Source organism: Paraburkholderia caffeinitolerans (genome assembly GCF_902859945.1).
GTDB lineage: Bacteria > Pseudomonadota > Gammaproteobacteria > Burkholderiales > Burkholderiaceae > Paraburkholderia > Paraburkholderia caffeinitolerans.
This window is the reverse complement of the sequence record NZ_CADIKL010000022.1, coordinates 47,494-61,840: the sequence shown is the minus strand read 5'-3', so window position 1 is coordinate 61,840 and position 14,347 is coordinate 47,494. Positions and strand designations below refer to the sequence as shown.

Below are 14,347 nucleotides of genomic sequence, written 5' to 3'. Positions count from 1 at the left end.
GTCAGATACGGGCCTGGTTCACGCGTTTCATCAGTTCTTCGGCGCTCTCCTTGCGCTCGCTGTAGCGATCGACCAGATAGGGACCGATATCACGCGTGAGCAAGGTGAACTTCACCAGTTCTTCCATCACGTCCACGACGCGATCGAAATAGGCTGATGGCTTCATGCGCCCGGCCTCATCGAATTCCGTGAACGCCTTGGCCACCGACGACTGGTTCGGGATGGTCAGCATGCGCATCCAGCGCCCGAGCACGCGCATCTGGTTGACGGCGTTGAACGACTGCGAGCCGCCGCTGACCTGCATCACGGCGAGCGTCTTGCCTTGCGTCGGCCGCACGGCCCCAACCGACAGCGGAATCCAGTCGATCTGCGCTTTCATGATGCCGGTCATCGCGCCGTGGCGTTCGGGCGAACACCAGACCATGCCTTCTGACCACAGCACCAGTTCGCGCAGCTCGGCTACCTTGGGGTGCGTATCGGGCGCGTCATCGGGCAGCGGCAAACCGCTCGGATTGAACGTGCGCACCTCGGCGCCCATTGCCATGAGCAGACGTGCAGCTTCTTCGCTCAGCAGGCGGCTGAACGAGCGCTCGCGCAGCGAACCGTAGAGCAGCAGGATACGGGGCGCATGTGCGGAAGCCTTCGTTGCCTGAAGGCGCTGGATGTCGGGCACGCGGAACAGTGCCGCATCGACCTGCGGAAGCTCAGCGGCGAGATCAGTTACCGGAGCGGACACGCTTGCCCTCCGCATCGATAACCGTTTCACCGTCCTCTTTCGTGAACGCGCCGCGTTGCGATTCAGGCAGGATATCCAGCACGACTTCGGAGGGACGGCACAGGCGCGCGCCCATCGACGTCACCACGAAGGGGCGGTTGATGAGAATGGGGTGCGCCATCATCGCGTCGAGCAACTGGTCGTCGCTCAATCCCGGGTTGTCCAGGCGCAGTTCGGCATAGGGCGTGCCTTTCTGGCGCAGCACCTCGCGCACGCTCAGGCTCGACTGCGCGATCAGCTCGACCAGCTTCTCGCGAGACGGCGGATTTTTCAGATATTCGATGACGACGGGTTCGATGCCCGCATTGCGGATCATCGCGAGGGCGTTACGCGAGGTGCCGCAGTCCGGGTTGTGATAGATGGTGACTTCGTTCATTGCGTTGTTTCCGTTACGTTCAGGCGCACTCGTACCAGTTCTTCGACCGGTTGACGATGCGCACCACGAGCAGCATGACCGGGACTTCGATCAGCACGCCTACGACCGTGGCGAGCGCTGCACCCGAGTTGAATCCGAACAGGCCAATTGCGGTGGCGACGGCCAGCTCGAAGAAGTTCGACGCGCCGATCAGTGCAGACGGGCAAGCGATGTTGTGCTTCTCGCCGACCGCGCGATTGAGCCAGTACGCGAGCGCCGAGTTGAAGAACACCTGGATCAGGATCGGCACGGCAAGCAGCACGATCACGAGCGGCTGCTTCAGGATGGCCTCGCCCTGGAAGGCGAACAGCAGCACCAGCGTGGCGAGCAACGCCGTGATCGACCACGGGCCGATCTTCGCCATCACAGCTTCGAACGCGGCCTTGCCACGTGATAGCAGCACCTTGCGCAGGATCTGCGCGAGGATCACGGGAATCACGATATAGAGCACGACCGACGTGAGCAGCGTCGCCCACGGCACCGTGATGGCCGAGATACCGAGCAGCAGGCCGACGAGCGGCGCGAACGCGACCACCATGATGCTGTCGTTGAGCGCAACCTGTGAGAGCGTAAAGAGCGGATCACCACCGGTCAGCCGGCTCCAGACGAACACCATCGCCGTGCAGGGTGCGGCGGCCAGCAGGATCAGTCCAGCCACATAGCTGTCGAGCTGCGCCACGGGCAGCATCGGCGCGAACAGATGCTTGATGAAAAGCCATGCGAGGAACGCCATCGTGAACGGCTTGACGAGCCAGTTGACGACGAGCGTGACGCCGATACCCTTGATGTGCTGACGCACTTCATGTAGCGAGCCGAAGTCGACCTTGACCAGCATCGGAATGATCATCACCCAGATCAGCAGGCCGACCGGCAGATTGACCTGAGCGTATTCCATGCGGCCAATGGCCTGAAAGACACCAGGCAGAACCTGGCCAAGCAGGATGCCAGCGACGATGCAAAGGGCAACCCAGACGGTCAGGTAACGCTCGAAGAAGCTGATGGCCGGTTTCGACGCGCTTTTGCGCGCAGCGGCGATGTTGGGGGTGTTCATGGGGAACTCGATGGAGAGGGAGTCAGCTTTTCAGAATGCCGTCGAGCGCCTGCTGAAGCTCGGCATTGTCCAGGCGGTCCAGGGGCAGCAGAAGCAGTTGCAGCATCCGGTAACCGATGGCCTGCCGGGTAAGCTCGAAGGCCTGCCGTTTGCCGTCGTCACCGCCTTGCGCGTTTGACGGATCGGCGTAGCCCCAGTGAACCTTGACGGGGCTACCAGGCCAGAACGGACACTCTTCGGCGGCCGCGCTGTCGCACACCGTAATGACGATCCGCATCTTCGGCGCGCCGTCTTGCGAGAATTCGTCCCAGCTCTTGCTGCGATAACCCTCGGTTTCGATGCCCGCGTTCGTCAACGCCTCGAGCGCAAACGGATTGATGCGACCGCTCGGCGCGCTGCCGGCGCTGAATGCGCGCACGTCCTTGCCGAGCCTTTGTGCCCAGTGGTTCAGCATGCCTTCGGATAGCACACTTCGCGCGGAATTGTGCGTACACAGAATGAGTACGTTCGTGGTCATGGCAGTAGTCACCTTATTGCTTGCCGATGTCGCTGACAGCCTTGTTCAGGGCCACGGCGTCGAGCTTGGCGAGAGGCAGCGAGAGAAGCAGTTCGATACGGCGTTTGAGCGTAACGGCGGCATCGCGGATCGCCTGCTGCTTTTGCTCATCGGAGCCCTCGACCGCAGCGGGATCGGCGACGCCCCAATGCGCCGTGACCGGCTGGCCGGGCCAGACCGGGCACACTTCGCCCGCCGCCTTGTCACAGACGGTGAACACGAAATCGAGGTCGGGCGAGCCATCGGGAGAGAACTCGTCCCAGTTCTTGCTGCGCAAGCCGTTGGCTTCGATCCCGAACTTCTGGAGCGCCTGTAGTGCAAACGGATTGACCTCGCCCGTGGGATGGCTACCTGCGGAATGGGCCTTGAAGCGGCCAGCACCGTAGTGGTTCAAAAGCCCTTCGGCCAGGATCGAGCGGGTGGAATTGCCCGTGCAGATGAACAGGACGTTATAGATCTTGTCGGTCATGAAGGTCTCTCAGCAACAGGCCGAACCGGCCGGTTTGACGGGGATGCCCACAGGTTTGCGACGGGGCGCGCAGCAGGCTGGCGATTCGGACTGCGAAGTGCTCGTCTCACGACTTTCGCCATATACCGATGCGCGATCGAGCGTGTGAAAGTGTTCCCAGGCGACTCCCTGCGGATCAACGATCCAGTGCTTGTCACTACGTGCGTAGCAACAGGTCGTTTCGCCCTGGTCGAGCAGCGTCATGTCCGCGTCCTGTGCACGCTGCGCGAGTTCGTCCAGCTCGGCTGCGTCGTCCACCTGAAAACCCAGATGATCGACACCAGACTGCGAGCCGCGCGTCGAGATCGCAAAGTTCACGCGCGGATCTTCCAGCATCCATTTCGCGTAATCCGGCTCGATGCGCGCAGGCTCTGCGCCGAACAGCTTCGAATAGAACGCGACACTGGCCGCAATGTCGTCAACGTGGACGTGGACGTGAAACCGCTTCATGACTGTTCTCCGTCAGCATTGGCACGAATCTGTGCCGGGAACCAGGCAAGCCTGCCCCTGGCAGCAGTTCTCGGTCAGGAAGCCGAGAACTGCGTTCATCTGTTCGTAGGCGGCTCGATAGATCAGGCTGCGCCCATCACGCTCCTGCGTGACCAGCCCCGCGTGCATCAACTCCTTCAGGTGAAAGGAGAGCGTCGCGTTGGGCACGTCAAGCTGCGCCGCGATGGTTCCGGGTGTCAGGCCGTCCGGACCGGCCACGACCAGCATGCGGAACACGCGCAGGCGCAGATCGTGGGCGAGCGCCGCCAAGGCGCGAATGATATCTTTCTCTTCCATATTTCCAATATATTCGAAATAATGGGGCAGCGCAAGGCAATCTGGGTTGGCCCCGGGGCAGGGTCAGTTTTCCGGCGTCACGCAAATGATGCCAGTCGACGTTTGTTCGAGCTTGCCAGCGACCTTGGCGCTCCAGCGCACACCCTTCTGGATGTCGAGCTCCGACATCCACGCTGAGATACCTGCCGCTCCTGAACGCAAAAAGGCCCCGCAATGCGGAGCCAATCTCGATCTTGCAAAGGTACAGGCGAACTGCTTATGTCGGCTGGAACCCTTAACCCTTGTGTGCTGGGTGGCGGAGAGACGGGGATTCGAACCCCGGATAGGTTATTAACCTAATGACACAACGCCGCGCATCGCCCGTTACGCATACAAGCAACGGGTAGAAGCTGTACCTTAGGTACGAGTGCGCTACCTCGATAAACCTTTGATTTCGCAATATCGCCCTGACGCTTAAGGTACACTCTTTCGGTGCTGTAAGCATGCGCCGCGCTATAAAAACAACGAGCCTCATCGGGTAATTTCATGAAGCGTTCAGCCCTCTATGCCTTCTTTGTCTTGGTTGCGTTCACGTCGAACGCAGCTCTCGCATCCTATTGCGTCGGTCAGGACACTGATCCGATCCAAACTTGTCACGATGACTCCGGCAACACGTATCGCATACGGCGCATGGGCGACGTAACGACTGTCGATGGAAGCAACGACAGCACCGGGAGTTCGTGGAGCCAGAGAACCGTGCGCCGCGGCGAAAACACGACTTATACGACTGGCGTCGCGGCGAATGGCGCTGAATGGGATGAGACGGCCCACTACTATGACAATGGACGTCGTTCAGTCGATGGGACAAACTCGAAAGGACAGTCCTACCACTACGATTGCACGCGCAATGGCTGTGAATAACGCCTGAGTGCCTGACATCCTCAGGTGCGTCCTTTCGAGCGCCTCCCCCTGACATCGGCCTAGCGTAATGGTTTGACCCGCCCCGGCTTGCGGCGGTACACATCTTCGGTAGTCTTTCGCCTGCGTGTGCGAGTGTCGCCTGCGCATGCTCAGGGGCCTCGGTGCTGCTTGGCGTCTTGTCGACGTGGCGAGGCTGGCTGGACGGGCTACTACTGCGACTGAGAGTCTGGGTGCGGTAAGACTGAGACGAGCTTGCTGTCTTGGAACTCGTATTGCGCTTGCGGTGCCTTAACCATGGCCCCGCATTTGCATGGTGTTGAGATCGTCCCGGTAAACGTAACTTTTCCCGGAGGAAGCTCCGGGGCTACTAGAATCTCGCATTTGCAGTCTGGACACTGGACGACGAGCATCAGGTCCTTCGACACCTGCAGAAACGGAAACTGATGCATGTTTTCGGCAACAACGTAGTGTCCGAGCAATGGGTACCCCCGACTGGCAGACACTCCTCTGTACGTGTTCGTTACCCCGCCGATAAAGGATAGGATGCCGTCAAACTGATCCGTATCGGTGCCGCCTACCCATGCAGAATTGCTTTGAAACCAGTACTCCCGGCCGGCGACGCAGATTGATGCAATGTGGGCCGGTTCGTCGCCATAGATCTTTTTATACCGCTCGGCTTCATTTAGTTTGGTGCCTGAAAGATCGGACTTGAGGGCAAATATTACATTTCTAGCTTTCTCGATTGAATGCTGTGGCACGAGTTTTCCATTGACGCGCTGCCCTGGCAAATAACCGAACTTTGTCTGAAGATCCTTCGCAGAATCGTGTGCGCTTTGGAGCTCCGCTGCAGTTAGAGTCGTTTTCACCTCGATTGCATATAGTACGGACTCGATCGGGAAGAGGCCCAGTTTTTCGTCGATAAGTATTGGCGGCAGGATCGCTTTGTCGTAAAGCACGATGTCAATTTGGCCTGAGAGTTTCCCTGAATAGCTCTCAATAATTTGTCCTGTGCCAATCCCGATGTCTGCCGGAAGCAGGGGGCGGAATAGCTCCGAAATCAAAATCTCAAGGACAGTGCCTTTTACGACTTGATGGGAGAATGCATTCGCCCCTTCGGCCGCGAGAATCGCGCCGCGAACTTTGCTGCGCAGCAATGTTTGATAGAGGTTCTTGTCAGCCATAGGTTTTACATAACGAGCGCTTGTTGAATTAATAAACAAGTTTAGCGCAGGGGCTTGACGCGTTCCGGCTTTCGACGATAAACGCGTTCGGTAATCTTCCCGTCGGCGTGCGCGAGCAGCGCGCGGGCATGTTCGAGCGTCTCAGCATCGCTGGCGCACTTGGCGCGCAAGTCGTGCTCGGTGAACCTCTCTTTCAGCTTCGTCGCCTCCGCATAAATGCCGCGCATTGGGTGGCGGAATGGATAACAAAGGAGACGCTCATGTGCACGAATTACGCAGCGGCGCGCCGCGACTATCTCTTCAAGCACTTCGGCATCGAGCCGCCTGACAGCCCATGGCGCGATGACGTCTACAAAGACTATCCAGCGCCGATCATCCGGCGCGTCGACGGTGCCGAGCGGGCAGACGTTGCGACATTTGGCATAGTGCCGCGCAAGCACATCCCTCCAGGCGTGAAGCCCTTCGACACGATGAACGCACGCTCGGAGACCGTGGGCGAAAAGCGGAGCTTCAGCGGAGCATGGAAGAAGCAGCAGCTCTGCCTGATTCCGGCTGACGCGTTCTACGAGCCGAACTACGAAAGCGGGAGGGCTGTGCGCTGGCGCATCGGCATGGCCGACGGCGCGCCGTTTGCGATTGCCGGGCTATGGCGGGAGTGGAACGAGCCGGAAGGCCCGGCGCTCTCGTTCACGATGCTGACGGTCAACTCGGCCGAGCATCCGCTCATGAATCGATTCCACAAGCCCGGTGACGAGAAGCGATCGGTGGTGATCCTGCCGCCGTCCGAATACGAGGGCTGGCTCGCGAGCGGCTCGATGGACGAGGCACGCTCGTTCCTGAACCTCTTCCCGGCAAACAAGATGCATGCGGAGGCGTTCCCAGTGCCTCCACGCGTCGCGAAACGAAACGATGCCGCCGCGTAGGTCGGGCCAAGCGATCTGCGCGGCGCGGATACACACGACTACACAAATTCCTTGAATTATCGAATCCGCGTGTGTATATTTACACACAAGACATGCGGAGGCGAGATGAACTCATCAAAGCTAATCCGGATGCTCGAAGAGGATGGCTGGCAGCTGGTGCGGGTTACCGGAAGTCATCACCACTTTAAACACCCCAAGAAGCCTGGCCTTGTGACGGTGCCGCACCCGAAGAAGGACCTGCCAATTGGGACAGCGTCGAGCATCCTGAAAACCGCCGGTCTGAAGTGACCGGTGGTTTTTCCCCGACACAGGATGCATTTCAAAGAGTCGAAGCTGCTGGAGAGAGAAATGGAATTTCCCATCGCGATCCATAAGGACGATGGGAGCGTCTATGGAGTTATCGTTCCGGACATTCCGGGCGTTCACTCTTGGGGCGACACCATCGATGAAGCAATCAGGAACGCCAGAGAAGCGATCACCGGCCACGTTTCTACTTTGGTCGAGCTGGGTGAGGATGTCGGATTCACGTGCTCAACCATTGAGGATCTGGCCGCAAGTAAAGAGTACGAAGGGGCTGTTTGGGCATTGGTTGACGTTGATCTGACCAAGCTCGATAGCAAGCCGGAGAGGATTAACATCAGCCTTCCACGGTTCGTTTTGCACAAGATCGACACTTATGTCGAGAAGCGGCATGAAACAAGAAGCGGGTTTCTCGCGCGCGTAGCCTTGGAGGCATTGGCGCACGAATAGCCCGTGAGTCGTTAGGCAAAAGCGACTCTCAGACTCTGAGGCCCGCCATCCCGGCGGGCCTTTTCTTTGTGAGCTGCGCGGCTCAGGGAGTTGCGCCAGCCTGCCGTCGAGAATGCGCAGATCACGCTCGAGTCGCACCTCGCGGAGCTGGCCGCTCTGCGTAATGCCGCGCGAGCGGCGCGCGACTACGGCGCTGCGATCCGGGCTGAGATTGCGAGAGGCAAGGCCGCTGGGCTCTACGTCGAGAGGCTGGAGGTTGAACATAGGGGACCGACGCTGGTGGAAATCCTTGTGGCAGTCTCGCGCGAGGAGCGAGCCGACCTGCCGCGAATGCTGGCAAGCAGCGATCCGGCAGAGCGTCAACGTGGCTTGAAGCTGCAGGAAGAAGAGCAGCGGCGACTGGCGCGGGGGCGGCAAGCGGAGCGTCCGTCCGCCGCCGCCCCTTGTCCTGCAACGGATGGCGTGGTGCGGGGTGTCACAACCACCACAGCTACCCCCAATACACATGAGGCTTAAGGAAAATGAACCAGCCAAACCTCAATCCCCAGGTCGGACAGGTGCTCACCAACAACGGGCCGACACTCGACAAGTCGTGGGAATACGTGGGCGTGGCGATGTCCGCGTGGCTCGCGACCCTGCCAACTTCGGCTGGCGGGCATGGCACCTGGTGGAATAACGGCGGCGTGCCGACGTACGTGGCGTGACCTTTTAAGGAGTTCGCACCATGGGTGGTCTCTTTGCCGGCGCGCCTCGCGCCAATGCTCCTACTCCACAGGCCGCGCCGAAGGCGCAGCAGCCCGCCGAGTCATCGGCAGATCAAGCCGAAGCGCAGGCTCGGGCCGATGCGGGCTTTGCCTCCACCATCAAGACCGGCGCACAAGGCGTGCCGTTGTATCAGACCAAGATCGGTACGACCAGCCTGATTGGCGATTCGACTGTTGATTAGTTGCCTGCCCTGCGGCAGGCGGCGGGAGAGCGCGGATTCGCAGCGCAATTGCGTCGACGTCATGGCGGCGCAGAGGGGATGCGGGCCGATGGAGTTCGAGTATCACCCGCTGCTGGGCTGACTGCCGTGTGCAGACGCGGATCTAACATTCCGTCCCTATCTCTCTAAAACCTTGTTTTCGACCCAGTCAGCATCAAATTGGCTATGTATGGAGACGCACGGAATTTGCTGTGACACGCTGCAACAGTTGTGGCATCAGTCACGGTACAGCCAGCTAAACATCCGTGTAGAATCGCCGTTAACAACTGCAATAATGTATTTGTAAGAAAATCATCTGCCGCCACCGGGGCGGCACGGAGTAAGCCATGGTTCGTAATGAAGTAACGCGCCTGCGCTCCTTCGGGCAGTATGTCGAATTTCAAGCAGCAAGAAGCGGCGAGATCCTGAAAGCCATTGATGACGTCATCTATGCGTGCTGTGCCGAACGCGATCAATTGATTGCGCTTACGGGCGCGGCTCTTGAGTTTGTTCAAGCCCTGAAGAGAGCAGAATCACCGATTGACCAAGACGGGTCGATCCTGAAAAAGCTGGAACAAGCAAGAGACTCACTTGCACGGGCATATGACGAGCAGGCGAAAATGCGCGAGTCGGCAGCGAATGCTCCTTCCCTGCATGAGGACGATGGTGTCGTGGAGGCGTTTGATGGGCTATTGGATGCCATAGCTGCTGCCCATAACGCGATGAACGACCTCTGCTGGGCAGTCGGTGAGCATGAGGCTGATTTTGACAAGGTTGCGAGCGGCACCTACAAATCGGCTGACGATCTTCTGGCTGCGCTGAAGGGGTGATAATTTGCCAATCACCGGGGTCAATTTTACGGATCGCTTCCGCAAGGAATATTCGAACCTGACCTCGGCACTGCAGACGGCGGTGGATGAAGCCCTGCGGGACTTGATGAAGGATCCAATCCCTAACGGACGACGCTTCCACTCGCTCGGTGGCTACAAAAATCCGAAGGTCTATACGATCGATGTCACGTCCAACCGAGCGTACAAGGTATCTTTAGAGCTTAATGGAGCTGTTGCAACCCTGCGAAGGGTGGCGACGCATAAAGAGATCGATCGAAAGCCTTAGGCCCTGCCACGTGCGGGGCTTTTCATTTCCCGGAGTTGGGAGGGCATACGTCCTCGGGAACGACGGCACTGCGCCGGAAGGTTGTTCAAGGGACGGGCTTGACTCATAAGCGCTGGCGACCCTCACGTGTTGTTCGTAGACAACGCACCGAAGGCAGGTCTGTCGGCGACTTTTGGCAAGCGCTCGATGGCGTGTGGGTAGCGGTGGGGGTAGAAATGAAAAACGGGCCGAGAGGCCCGTATTCATTGGTGTCCTGGCGGAGAGACGGGGATTCGAACCCCGGATAGGTTATTAACCTATACACGCTTTCCAGGCGTGCGACTTAAACCGCTCATCCATCTCTCCGGCGGGATGCGAAGTATAGCAGACTCTTTTCCGCAGAGGGAAGCCGCAGGCGACCCAGCGCCGCAAGCCACCCTCGGTCACTCCTCACAGCGCCGCGCGAATCCGCTCCGCCGTCGCCTCAAGCTCAGCCTTATCAGCCATATCACGGGCGTGCAAACGCAGTTCCTCGCCCTTGCGGCGCGGAATAAGGTGAAAGTGCACGTGCGGCACAGTCTGGCCTGCCGCCGCGCCATTGAACTGAGCAATCATCAGCCCGTCCGGCGCGAGCGACTTGCGCACGGCCGTGGCCAGTTTCTGCACCATCGCCATCGAGGCGGCCACTGCTTCGGGCGACAACTCGTAAATCTCCTCGGCCGGCTCCTTCGGCAGCACCAGCACGTGACCCTCGGATTGCGGCATCACATCCATGATCGCGAGCGCCGCGTCGTTCTCGCACAGCTTGATGGAGGGGATTTCGCCGCGCAGCAGTTTCGCGAAGATGTTGTTGTCGTCGTAAGCCATGGGGTTCCTCTGTTATGTCTCGGGCGCGGCACTTTCGCGCCGAAACGGCGATTATCGCCCACGCCGGGCCGCCGGTCGGGGTTCCTGCAGGTTTTTTGAAGTGGGTGCATCATAAGAGTTATCGCAGCGTGCGCGACGAAGAAATGTTTGGATAGCACCCTCTTGCATGGGATCGGAGTCAGGAGCTCTGCATGGGGCCGGATTCATTGCCAAAGCAGCAATTCCGGTCGATGGCGAAAGCACCAACTCCGGTTTACACGGAGAACGTATGGCAACGACTGATCTCGAAGCAGCCCAACCCGCTCAATCCACCCAGACCACCCGGCCGGCCCAGCCTGCTCAGTACGTCCAGCCCGTCCGCGAGGTCAGCGCATCGGGGGCCTCCCGGTTTGCCGCCGAACTGCTGGCGCACGCCGACATCAGGCTCAACGGCACGCGCCCGTGGGACATGCGCATCCACGATCCGCAGGTGCTGGAGCGCGTTGTCGCGCTCGGCAATCTCGGCTTGGGCGAGGCCTACATGGACGATCAGTGGGACTGCGATCAGCTCGACGAATTCTTCGCGCACGTGCTGCGCGCGCATGTGGATGAACAAATCGATCCCGCCCGGCTGGTTTTTCACGCGCTCAAGGCGCGCCTCATGAATCGCCAGACGGCGCGCCGCGCATGGAAGGTGGGGCAGCAGCACTACGACCTCGGCAACGCTTTCTACGAGGCCATGCTCGACAAGCGCATGACCTACACCTGCGGCTACTGGTCGGGCGGCGCGCGGACGCTGGATGAAGCGCAGGAAGCCAAGCTAGACCTGATCTGCAGAAAGCTCGGGCTCAAGCCGGGCATGCGTCTGCTCGATATCGGCTGCGGCTGGGGCAGTCTCATGAAGTTCGCTGCCGAGCACTACGGCGTGTCCTGCGTGGGCGTCACGATCTCGAAGGAGCAGGCCGCGCTGGGCGCCGAGCGTTGCGAGGGCCTGCCCGTGGAATTCCGTCTGCAGGACTATCGGCTGCTCGACGAACAATTCGATCGCATCGCGAGCGTGGGCATGTTCGAGCATGTCGGGCCCAAGAATTACCGTACCTATATGGAGGTGGCGCATCGCTGCCTCGCCGACGACGGCATATTCCTGCTCCACACGATCGGCAAGAACCGCCGCGACACCACGCCCGATCCGTGGGTCGACAAATACATTTTCCCCAACGGCGAACTGCCCACCATCGGCCAGGTCGCGGATGCCTCGGGCGGGCTGTTCGTCGTCGAGGATCTGCACAATTTCGGCGCCGATTACGACCGCACGCTGATGGCGTGGCATGCGAATTTCGAGGCCGCGTGGCCGCGTTTCGCGGCCGAAATGGGGCATCGTTTCTACCGCATGTGGCGCTACTATTTGCTGTCGTGCGCGGGTGCGTTCCGTGCGCGCGACATTCAACTCTGGCAGTACGTGCTTTCGAAGCGTGGCCTGCTCGGCGGTTATCGCCGGCCGCAGTCATAAGCAGGCCGTGATGCGGGTTTTTAGCGCATCACGGCGGCGACCGTTGCAATGCCGAGTATCGTCATCAGCACGGAGGCGCATACGTGAATGGCGATCTCGCCCGCGGCCCAGCCGAAGCGGCCATGCTGAAGTTGCGCGACCACTTCGGCGGAGAAGGTCGAGAACGTCGATAGGCCGCCCATGCAGCCGGTGATGACGAACAGGCGCCACTGCGGCGAGACGTCGGGCAGGCGCGCGAACACGGCGAGCGCCACGCCGATGACGTAGCCCGCGATGATGTTGGACGCGAGCGTGCCGAGCGGCAGCGTGGGGAACACGGCGTTCAGGCGCAGGCCGAGCACCCAGCGCAGCAGCGAGCCGAGTGCGCCGCCAATGCCGACGGCGAGAATCGAAAGATACATGGTGTGGAGTCGTTGTAGGCGCAAGGGGCGCCGACGCTGAATAGCCAGTCGTTGCCCGCCACGGGGGCGCGAGGGTGTCGCGCTTTCGACTCCGAAGTTTAGCACCGCGATCGCGCCGCAAGGTGCGTGCGGTTCGGCTCGCCCGCACGGTGTTGCTGGTGCGGGCGTTGCGCGTCAATACGCGATGCAGACCGATTTCGTCTCGGTGTAGGCGTCGATGATGGCGCGGCCATGCTCGCGGCCAATGCCCGAGGCCTTAAAGCCGCCGAAGGGCAGTGCCGGATCCACCATGTTGTGCGTGTTGACCCAGACGGTGCCGGCTTGCACCGCATCCACCACGCGCAGCGCGCGGTCGAGCTGGTTGGTCCACACGCTCGCACCGAGTCCGTATTCGGAGGCGTTGGCGGCAGCGATGGCTTCTTCCACGTCGTCGTAAGGCATCGCTACGAGCACCGGGCCGAACACTTCTTCGCGCACCACTGTGAGCGGCTGGTTGGCGGCGTTCGCAATCACAGTGGGCTCGATGAAGTAGCCTGCACGATTGCCATCGCCGCCGCCTGCCACGATCTCTCCGCCTTCCGCGCGGCCTTGCGCGATCATGCCGGCCACCTTGTCGCGATGGCGCGAGGAGACGAGCGGCCCCATCTGGGTGGCGGCGTCGAAGCCGGAGCCGAGCACGGTGTTGCGCGCCACTTGTGCGACGCCTTCGACGATTTCCTCGAAGCGCGCGCGTGGCACATAGAGGCGCGATCCGGCAGTGCAGACCTGGCCGTGGTTGAAGAAGATTGCGCCCGCAGCGCCTTCGATGGCGCGTTGCGGGTCGCAGTCGTCGAGCACGATCACCGGGCTTTTGCCGCCCAATTCCAGCGAGACGCGCTTGAGATCGTTTGCGCACTGCTTGCCGATGATGCGGCCCACTTCGGTGGAGCCGGTAAAGGTGACTTTGTCGACGCCCGCATGACGCACGAGCGCAGCGCCCGCTGTCTCGCCCTGGCCGGTGACGACGTTGAACACGCCCGGCGGAAAGCCTGCTTCGTGCGCGAGCTCGGCCAGGCGGATCGCGGTGAGCGGTGTTTCCTCGGCGGGCTTGAGCACGACTGTGCAGCCGCAGGCGAGTGCGGGCGCGATTTTCCACACCGCCATCAACAGCGGGAAATTCCACGGCACGATGGCGGCGACCACGCCCGCCGGCACGCGCCGCGTGGAGGCGTTGTAGCGCACGCCGGGCGGGAAGGCGAGCGAAAGGTCAACGGTGCTGCCTTCGATCTTGGTGGCCCAGCCCGCCATATAGCGCAGCCATTGCACGCTGCCACCCACTTCGAGCATCTTCGAGAAGCCGAGCAGTTTGCCCTGGTTGAGCGTTTCCAGCGCGGCGAGTTCGTCGCCGTTGCGCTCGACGAGATCGGCGAGCCTCAGGAGCAGGCGCTCGCGTTCGGAGGGCGGCAGGCGGCGCCACGTGTCGGCCTCGAAGGCGCGGCGCGCGGCGGTAACAGCCTCGTCGATGTCGGTGTCGGTGGCGTCGGGCACCTGGGCGATTTCAGCGCCCGTGGCCGGGTTGAAGACGGCGAACGTGCGGCTGTCGCCGCTGGCGCAAAAGCGGCCGTCGACGAACATCTGCGTGCGGATCGTGTGCGTGAAGTCCTGGCGGTCCATGGGGTTTCCTCGGTTGGGTCCTGTGCGTGGGTG

21 protein-coding genes and 1 tRNA gene are annotated in these 14,347 nt (G+C 60.9%); 9 read left to right on the top strand and 13 right to left on the bottom strand.

Annotated elements, in window-relative coordinates:
• Window position 1: 1 nt before the first annotated feature.
• The 9 genes from arsH to HV773_RS21075 all read right to left on the bottom strand — a co-directional run bounded on the left by arsH (window position 2) and on the right by HV773_RS21075 (window position 6,399).
• The gene (gene arsH / locus HV773_RS21120) at window positions 2–751 is read right to left on the bottom strand and encodes an arsenical resistance protein ArsH (protein WP_129562356.1); all 750 of its coding nucleotides are present in this window, start codon (window positions 749–751) and stop codon (window positions 2–4) included.
• Window positions 717–1,151, bottom strand: a complete 435-nt coding sequence (gene arsC / locus HV773_RS21115; protein ID WP_129562355.1) for an arsenate reductase (glutaredoxin) — start codon at window positions 1,149–1,151, stop codon at window positions 717–719. The genes arsH and arsC overlap by 35 nt, the downstream gene beginning before the upstream one ends.
• A gap of 19 nt (window positions 1,152–1,170) precedes the next feature.
• A complete protein-coding gene (gene arsB, locus HV773_RS21110; protein ID WP_129562354.1) occupies window positions 1,171–2,241 on the bottom strand; it encodes an ACR3 family arsenite efflux transporter in 1,071 nt (356 codons plus the stop codon).
• Between the two features lie 22 nt (window positions 2,242–2,263).
• Complete coding sequence (locus HV773_RS21105) at window positions 2,264–2,758, bottom strand: arsenate reductase ArsC (RefSeq protein WP_129562353.1); 495 nt, start codon at window positions 2,756–2,758, stop codon at window positions 2,264–2,266.
• 13 nt (window positions 2,759–2,771) lie between these two features.
• Entirely contained in the window at window positions 2,772–3,266 is a 495-nt protein-coding gene (locus tag HV773_RS21100; protein WP_129562352.1) for an arsenate reductase ArsC, read from the bottom strand.
• A 9-nt stretch (window positions 3,267–3,275) separates the two neighbouring features.
• Complete coding sequence (locus HV773_RS21095) at window positions 3,276–3,755, bottom strand: ArsI/CadI family heavy metal resistance metalloenzyme (RefSeq protein ID WP_129562351.1); 480 nt, start codon at window positions 3,753–3,755, stop codon at window positions 3,276–3,278.
• 12 nt (window positions 3,756–3,767) lie between these two features.
• Window positions 3,768–4,091: an ArsR/SmtB family transcription factor gene (locus tag HV773_RS21090; RefSeq protein ID WP_129562350.1), complete on the bottom strand. Its 324-nt coding sequence runs from the start codon at window positions 4,089–4,091 to the stop codon at window positions 3,768–3,770.
• 1,109 nt (window positions 4,092–5,200) lie between these two features.
• The gene (locus tag HV773_RS21080; protein WP_129562349.1) at window positions 5,201–6,172 is read right to left on the bottom strand and encodes a DUF6602 domain-containing protein; all 972 of its coding nucleotides are present in this window, start codon (window positions 6,170–6,172) and stop codon (window positions 5,201–5,203) included.
• Between the two features lie 41 nt (window positions 6,173–6,213).
• The gene (locus tag HV773_RS21075) at window positions 6,214–6,399 is read right to left on the bottom strand and encodes a site-specific integrase (protein WP_227875303.1); all 186 of its coding nucleotides are present in this window, start codon (window positions 6,397–6,399) and stop codon (window positions 6,214–6,216) included.
• A 33-nt stretch (window positions 6,400–6,432) separates the two neighbouring features.
• Between HV773_RS21075 and HV773_RS21070 the strand changes: the two genes are divergently transcribed.
• From HV773_RS21070 to HV773_RS21035, 8 genes are all read left to right on the top strand, one after another.
• A complete protein-coding gene (locus HV773_RS21070) occupies window positions 6,433–7,095 on the top strand; it encodes an SOS response-associated peptidase (protein ID WP_129562348.1) in 663 nt (220 codons plus the stop codon).
• A gap of 105 nt (window positions 7,096–7,200) precedes the next feature.
• Window positions 7,201–7,383 carry a type II toxin-antitoxin system HicA family toxin gene (locus HV773_RS21065; RefSeq protein WP_129562347.1) on the top strand — a complete coding sequence of 61 codons (183 nt, stop codon included), beginning with the start codon at window positions 7,201–7,203 and terminating at the stop codon, window positions 7,381–7,383.
• Window positions 7,384–7,443: 60 nt separating this feature from the next.
• A complete protein-coding gene (locus HV773_RS21060) occupies window positions 7,444–7,845 on the top strand; it encodes a type II toxin-antitoxin system HicB family antitoxin (RefSeq protein WP_129562346.1) in 402 nt (133 codons plus the stop codon).
• 90 nt (window positions 7,846–7,935) lie between these two features.
• Window positions 7,936–8,361: a hypothetical protein gene (locus HV773_RS21055; protein ID WP_175196552.1), complete on the top strand. Its 426-nt coding sequence runs from the start codon at window positions 7,936–7,938 to the stop codon at window positions 8,359–8,361.
• A 5-nt stretch (window positions 8,362–8,366) separates the two neighbouring features.
• Complete coding sequence (locus HV773_RS21050) at window positions 8,367–8,549, top strand: hypothetical protein (protein ID WP_129562345.1); 183 nt, start codon at window positions 8,367–8,369, stop codon at window positions 8,547–8,549.
• A 20-nt stretch (window positions 8,550–8,569) separates the two neighbouring features.
• Window positions 8,570–8,791, top strand: coding sequence for a hypothetical protein (locus HV773_RS21045; RefSeq protein WP_129562344.1), 222 nt, complete (start codon window positions 8,570–8,572; stop codon window positions 8,789–8,791).
• Window positions 8,792–9,156: 365 nt separating this feature from the next.
• On the top strand, window positions 9,157–9,639 hold the full coding sequence (locus tag HV773_RS21040; protein WP_129562343.1) for an MCP four helix bundle domain-containing protein: 483 nt from the start codon (window positions 9,157–9,159) through the stop codon (window positions 9,637–9,639).
• 4 nt (window positions 9,640–9,643) lie between these two features.
• Window positions 9,644–9,925: a type II toxin-antitoxin system RelE family toxin gene (locus tag HV773_RS21035; RefSeq protein WP_129562342.1), complete on the top strand. Its 282-nt coding sequence runs from the start codon at window positions 9,644–9,646 to the stop codon at window positions 9,923–9,925.
• A 254-nt stretch (window positions 9,926–10,179) separates the two neighbouring features.
• Here the strand turns inward: HV773_RS21035 and HV773_RS21030 are convergent.
• Window positions 10,180–10,270, bottom strand: a tRNA-Ser gene (locus HV773_RS21030).
• Between the two features lie 84 nt (window positions 10,271–10,354).
• Complete coding sequence (locus HV773_RS21025; protein ID WP_129562341.1) at window positions 10,355–10,771, bottom strand: HIT family protein; 417 nt, start codon at window positions 10,769–10,771, stop codon at window positions 10,355–10,357.
• Window positions 10,772–11,039: 268 nt separating this feature from the next.
• Between HV773_RS21025 and cfa the strand changes: the two genes are divergently transcribed.
• Window positions 11,040–12,260 carry a cyclopropane fatty acyl phospholipid synthase gene (gene cfa / locus HV773_RS21020; protein ID WP_129562340.1) on the top strand — a complete coding sequence of 407 codons (1,221 nt, stop codon included), beginning with the start codon at window positions 11,040–11,042 and terminating at the stop codon, window positions 12,258–12,260.
• Window positions 12,261–12,280: 20 nt separating this feature from the next.
• On the opposite strand, the gene crcB is transcribed toward cfa, so the two are convergent.
• Both crcB and styD read right to left on the bottom strand, forming a co-directional pair.
• On the bottom strand, window positions 12,281–12,661 hold the full coding sequence (gene crcB, locus HV773_RS21015; protein ID WP_129562339.1) for a fluoride efflux transporter CrcB: 381 nt from the start codon (window positions 12,659–12,661) through the stop codon (window positions 12,281–12,283).
• A 174-nt stretch (window positions 12,662–12,835) separates the two neighbouring features.
• The gene (gene styD / locus HV773_RS21010) at window positions 12,836–14,314 is read right to left on the bottom strand and encodes a phenylacetaldehyde dehydrogenase StyD (RefSeq protein ID WP_129562338.1); all 1,479 of its coding nucleotides are present in this window, start codon (window positions 14,312–14,314) and stop codon (window positions 12,836–12,838) included.
• Window positions 14,315–14,347: the final 33 nt, after the last annotated feature.